The organism is Micromonospora sp. DT4 (assembly GCF_049841675.1).
GTDB lineage: Bacteria > Actinomycetota > Actinomycetes > Mycobacteriales > Micromonosporaceae > Micromonospora.
Map to the genome: position 1 here is coordinate 1 of NZ_JBNCKT010000188.1, position 5,810 is coordinate 5,810.

Consider the following 5,810-nt stretch of genomic DNA (forward strand, 5'->3'; position numbering starts at 1 on the left):
TCTATTTGTCGAGGACCTTCCATCGACGTGTCTCGGCGTGACGTTCCGCCCCCACCCAGTTACCCGACAGTCTCTTACTTGGCGTTGAAGTAGCTCGCCTCCGGGTGGTGGACCACGATGGCGTCGGTGGCCTGCTCCGGCATGAGCTGGAACTCCTCCGACAGCTCGACGCCGATCCGCTCCGCTCCGAGCAGGTCCACGATCTTCGCCCGGTCCTCCAGATCGGGGCAGGCCGGGTAGCCGAACGCGTACCGGCAGCCCCGGTAGTCGTTGCGCAGGATGCCCGCCAGGTCCGCCGGGTCGTCGTGCCCCAGCGGACGCCCGTCGGGCAGGGTCAGCTCGGCGCGGACGCGCCGGTGCCAGTACTCCGCGAGCGCCTCGGTGAGCTGCACGGACAGCCCGTGCACCTCCAGGTAGTCGCGGTACTCGTTGCGGGCGAACAGCTTCGCCGCGTACTCGCTGACGGGTTGCCCGACGGTGACCAGTTGCAGCGCGACCACATCGAGCTGGTCGCCCTTGGGCTTGAAGAAGTCGGCCAGGCAGAGCCGTCGCTCCTGGCGCTGGCGGGGGAACGAGAACCGGGCGCGCTCCGCGTGCCCGTTCTCGTCGAGCACCACCAGGTCATTACCCTCGGAGTACGCGGGGAAGTAGCCGTACACCACGGCTGCCTCAAGGACCTGGTCGGCGATCAGCCGGTCCAGCCAGTACCGCAGTCGCGGCCGACCCTCGGTCTCGACCAGCTCCTCGTAGGACGGCCCGGTGCCGCCCCGGGCGCCACGCAGCCCCCACTGCCCGAGGAACGTGGCCCGCTCGTCGAGCAGCGCCGCGTAGTCGGCCATCGGCACGCCCTTGACCACCCGCGTGCCGAAGAACGGCGGGGTGGGCACCTCCACGTCGGCGGCCACGTCGGAGCGGACCGAGGAGTCGTGCAGTTCCGGCAGGGACTCGGTGACCACCGCGCGCTGTCGCTCGCGACGTGCCCGGCGGGTGGCGAGGGCGGCCTCACGTTCCGGGTCGACGACCGGGGCGCCGCCGCGCTTGGCGGTCATCACGCGGTCCATGAGGGAGAGTCCCTCGAACGCGTCGCGGGCGTAGTGCACCTGCCCGGGGTACATCGCGCGCAGGTCGTCCTCGACGTACGACCGGGTCAGCGCCGCACCGCCGAGCAGGACGGGCCAGCGCTCCGCGACCCCGCGCGTGGCCATCTCGGCCAGGTTCTCCTTCATGATGACAGTGCTCTTGACCAGCAGGCCGGACATGCCGATCGCGTCGGCGCGGTGCTGCTCGGCGGCGTCGAGGATGGCGCTGATCGGCTGCTTGATGCCGATGTTGACGACCTCGTAGCCGTTGTTGGACAGGATGATGTCGACCAGGTTCTTGCCGATGTCGTGCACGTCGCCGCGCACGGTGGCCAGGACGATGCGGCCCTTGCCGCCGTCCTCGGTGGTCTCCATGTGCGGCTCCAGGTACGCCACCGCGGTCTTCATCACCTCGGCGGACTGGAGCACGAACGGCAGCTGCATCTGCCCGGAGCCGAACAGCTCGCCGACGACCTTCATGCCGTCCAGCAGGATGTCGTTGATGATCGACAACGGGGACCGGCCGCCGGCCATCGCCTCGTCCAGGTCGGCCTCCAGGCCGTTGCGCTCACCGTCGATGATGCGCCGCTTGAGCCGCTCGTCCAGCGGCAGCGCGGCCAGCTCCTGCGCGCGGGTGGCCCGCGCGCTGGTCACGTCGACGCCCTCGAAGAGTTCCAGGAAGCGCTGCACCGGGTCGTACCCCTCGCGACGCCGGTCGTAGACCAGGTCGAGCGCGACCTCGCGCTGCTCGTCGGGGATCTTCGACATCGGCAGGATCTTGCTGGCGTGCACGATCGCCGAGGTCAGACCGGCCTGCACGCACTCGTGCAGGAACACCGAGTTGAGCACCTGCCGGGCCGCCGGGTTGAGGCCGAAGGAGATGTTCGAGATGCCCAGGGTGAAGTTGACCCCCGGGTAGCGGGCGGAGATCTCCCGGATCGCCTCGATCGTCTCGAGGCCGTCGCGGCGGGTCTCCTCCTGACCGGTGGCGATGGGGAAGGTCAGCGCGTCGATCAGGATGTCGGCGCGGTCCATCCCCCACCGACCGGTCAGGTCGTCGATCAGCCGCGCCGCGACTCGGACCTTCCACTCCTTCGTACGCGCCTGCCCCTCCTCGTCGATGAGCAGCGCCACCACCGCCGCGCCGTGCTCGCGCACGACGGGCATGACCCGCGCGTACCGGGAGTTCGGGCCGTCGCCGTCCTCGAAGTTCACCGAGTTGACCACGCACCGGCCGCCGAGCATCTCCAACCCTGCCTCCACCACGTTCGGCTCGGTGGAGTCCAGCATGATCGGCAGCGTCGACGCGGTGGCGAACCGGCCGGCCAGCTCCCGCATGTCCCGCGTGCCGTCACGGCCGACGTAGTCGACGCACAGGTCCAGCAGGTGCGAGCCGTCGCGGGCCTGGCTGCGGGCGATCTCGACGCAGGCGCGGAAGTCACCGGCGAGCATCGCCTCCCGGAACGCCTTCGAGCCATTGGCGTTGGTCCGCTCCCCCACCATCAGCACCGAGGCGTCCTGGGCGAACGGCACCGGGTGGTAGACCGACGAGACACCCGCCTCGTGCCGGGGCTCGCGCGGCGGCGCGGTGACGCCGTGCAGACGCTCGTCCAGCACCCGGATGTGCTCCGGGGTGGTGCCGCAGCAGCCACCGACGAGCCCCACGCCGTACTCGGTGACGAAGCGCTCCAGGGCCTCAGCCAGCTCCACGGGAGTCAGCGGGAAGTACGCCCCGTCGGCCGTCAGCACCGGCAGGCCGGCGTTCGGCATCACCGACAGCGGGATGCGGGAGTGCTGCGACAGGTACCGCAGGTGCTCGCTCATCTCGGCCGGGCCGGTCGAGCAGTTGAGCCCGATCAGGTCCACGCCGAGCGGCTCGATCGCCGCCAGGGCGGCACCGATCTCGCTGCCCACCAGCATCGTGCCGGTGGTCTCCACGGCCACGTGACAGATGATCGGCACCGACTGGCCCAGCTCGGCCATCGCCCGCTTCGATCCGACCACCGCCGCCTTGACCTGGAGCAGGTCCTGACAGGTCTCGATGATCAACGCGTCCGCCCCACCGGCGATCAGACCGGCGGCGTTCTCCTGGTACGCGTCGCGCAGCGTCGAGTAGGGGGCGTGCCCGAGGGTGGGCAGCTTGGTGCCTGGGCCGATCGAGCCGAGCACGAACCGGGGCCGTTCCGGCGTGCTGGCCGCGTCGGCGGCCTCCCGGGCGATCCGCGCGCCCGCCTCGGACAGCTCCCGGATGCGCTGCGGGATGTCGTACTCGGCCAGGTTGGCCAGGTTGGCGCCGAACGTGTTGGTCTCCACGCAGTCCGCGCCGGCGGCCAGGTACGCGTCGTGCACCCCCCGCACCACGTCGGGACGGGTGACGTTGAGGATCTCGTTGCACCCCTCCAGCCCGTCGAAGTCGTCGAGCGTGAGGTCAGCCGCCTGCAACATCGTGCCCATCGCCCCGTCGGCGATGAGGATCCGATCGGCCAGCACATCCAGCAACGAGTTCCGCACCCGTTCAGGTTAGTGCGGCCCTACGCGAACCCGAACGCCGTGCGCTTCCGATCCCATATTGTGTCGGCCGGATCACGCTGTCCGGTTCGCCGCCGTATGCCCGGTCGCGGACCGGGCGGACCGGCGCGGCCGACGGGCCGCATCCCTGCCCGGCACGTAGGCTGGCGGACGTGAAGGAGAACAGGGACGCCATCGTGCACCACGGTCCGACCACCGGGCGCGGTCCCGGTATCGGCCGCGACGAGCAGGGTGAGGTGACGGCGTGACCGAGTTCGACGGACTGCCGGTCCTGCGGTCCCCCGTGGCCATCGCCGCGTTCGAGGGCTGGAACGACGCCGCCGACGCGTCCACCGCCGCCGTCGAGCACCTCGAGCAGGTCTGGAACGCCCGGCAGATCACCGAGCTGGACCCAGAGGACTTCTACGACTTCCAGGTCAGCCGGCCCACCATCACCATGGCCGACGGGGAGACCCGCCGGGTGGAGTGGCCGACGACCCGGTTCATGGTGGCGAGCCCCGAGGGCACCGACCGTGACGTCGTGCTGATCCGGGGAATCGAGCCGAGCATGCGCTGGCGGACATTCTGCGAGCAGGTGCTGGAGATCTGCCACAGCCTCGAGGTGGAACGGGTGGTGCTGCTCGGCGCGTTGCTGGCCGACGTGCCGTACACCCGGCCGTTGCCGATCAGCGGCAGCGCCTCCGACGCGCAGGCCGCGGAGCGCTACCAGCTCACCCCCACCCGCTACGACGGGCCGACCGGCATCGTCGGCGTGCTGCACGACGCGTGCGCCCGCGCCGAGGTGGACGCCGTGTCGTTCTGGGTGCACGTGCCGCACTACGCCAACAACCCGCCCTGCCCCAAGGCCACCCTCGCCCTGCTGCACCGCGTCGAGGAGGTCGTCGACCTGCCGGTGCCGATGGCCGATCTGGCCGAGGAGTCCGCCGAGTGGGAGCAGCGGGTGCGCAGCGCCGCCGAGCAGGACGCCGAGCTCGGCGAGTACGTGCGCGAGCTGGAGGAGCGGGTTGGCGACGAGGGCATCACCCCGCTGACCGGTGACGAGATCGCCCAGGAGTTCGAGAAGTACCTGCGGCGTCGGGGCGGTTCGGCCGGCCCCACCGCCGGTTCCTGGTAGCACTGCCTTCGCGGGCCCTCGGACCTTCGTGGTCCGGGGGCCCGTTCTCGCGTGTCAGGGGTGGCGCCGTCACACCCGCTAGGGCATCCTAGGAACCTAGATGTGATCAAGGAGGCGGGTGTGCAGATCAATCCCGGGGCCGCCGAGTTCCCACACCGGCAGATCGCCGCGCAGCTCAAGACCCAGGTCCGCCGCGGCGACTGGGGACCTGGCGAACGGCTGCCGTCCATCCCGGCCATCGCCGAGATGTTCGGCGTCGCCAAGCAGACCGTCCAACGCGCCGTCGACCAGCTGCGGGTCGAGGGCATCCTGATCACCAAACCCGGCTCGGGTACGTACGTCCGGGGCACCCGCCGCCGACTCAACCGCCTCTCCCGAGGCCGGTACGGCGGCTTCCGCGGCTACCACACCGACCTGGCCGCCCGATACCGTCAACAACTCGTCTCCGTCGGTCTCTCCCCCGCGCCCGCCGAGGTCGCCGACGCGTTCGGGGTCACCGACGGCACCAACCTGCTCTGCCGCCGCCACCTCGTACGCACCGACGACTCCCCCGTCGAGGTGGGCGCCTCCTGGTTCCTGCCCGCCAACGCCGCCGGCACCTCCCTCGAACGCGCCGAGGCGTTCGGCCGGCCGCTCTACCAGGAGGCCGAGGAGGCCACCGGCCGCCGGTACGTCTCGGCCACCGACACCATCAGCGCCCGCCAGCCCAGCCGGGAAGAGGCCGAGACGCTGCAAATCCGGCCCGACACGCCGGTGCTGCACCTGCTGCACGTCGCGTACGACGCGCACCGCAAACCGATCGAGGTGGCCCAGGCGACCTGGCCAGGCCCCATGACCACCCTCACCGAGGAGTACCAGATCCCCGGCCCAACCGCCGACCCAGACCCCGACCCCGGCCTGGTCCTCGGCTGACCCCGCTCCCGCCCTCCCCCGCCCGGCCCCGCCCCCGCCCTGCCCCCGGTTCGGCGATCTTGCAGGCCAGCACGCGACGGCCGGCCAGCACGAGAGAGCAGGCCAGCACGCGACGGCCGGCCAGCACGAGAGAGCAGGCCAGCACGCGACGGCCGGCCAGCACGAGAGAGCAGGCC

Annotated in this window: 3 protein-coding genes; 2 read left to right on the forward strand and 1 reads right to left on the reverse strand. The window is 71.1% G+C overall.

All coding sequences use genetic code 11. The annotated features are described in order from the left end of the window. Nucleotides 1–74: 74 nt before the first annotated feature. Nucleotides 75–3,578, reverse strand: coding sequence for a methionine synthase (gene metH / locus ACLQ24_RS28140; protein WP_425894765.1), 3,504 nt, complete (start codon nucleotides 3,576–3,578; stop codon nucleotides 75–77). A 274-nt stretch (nucleotides 3,579–3,852) separates the two neighbouring features. Between metH and ACLQ24_RS28145 the strand changes: the two genes are divergently transcribed. Together ACLQ24_RS28145 and ACLQ24_RS28150 are read left to right on the forward strand one after the other, a co-directional pair. Then, nucleotides 3,853–4,722: a PAC2 family protein gene (locus ACLQ24_RS28145; protein WP_269678735.1), complete on the forward strand. Its 870-nt coding sequence runs from the start codon at nucleotides 3,853–3,855 to the stop codon at nucleotides 4,720–4,722. A 120-nt stretch (nucleotides 4,723–4,842) separates the two neighbouring features. Beyond that, nucleotides 4,843–5,634: a GntR family transcriptional regulator gene (locus ACLQ24_RS28150; RefSeq protein WP_425894763.1), complete on the forward strand. Its 792-nt coding sequence runs from the start codon at nucleotides 4,843–4,845 to the stop codon at nucleotides 5,632–5,634. Nucleotides 5,635–5,810 lie beyond the last annotated feature (176 nt).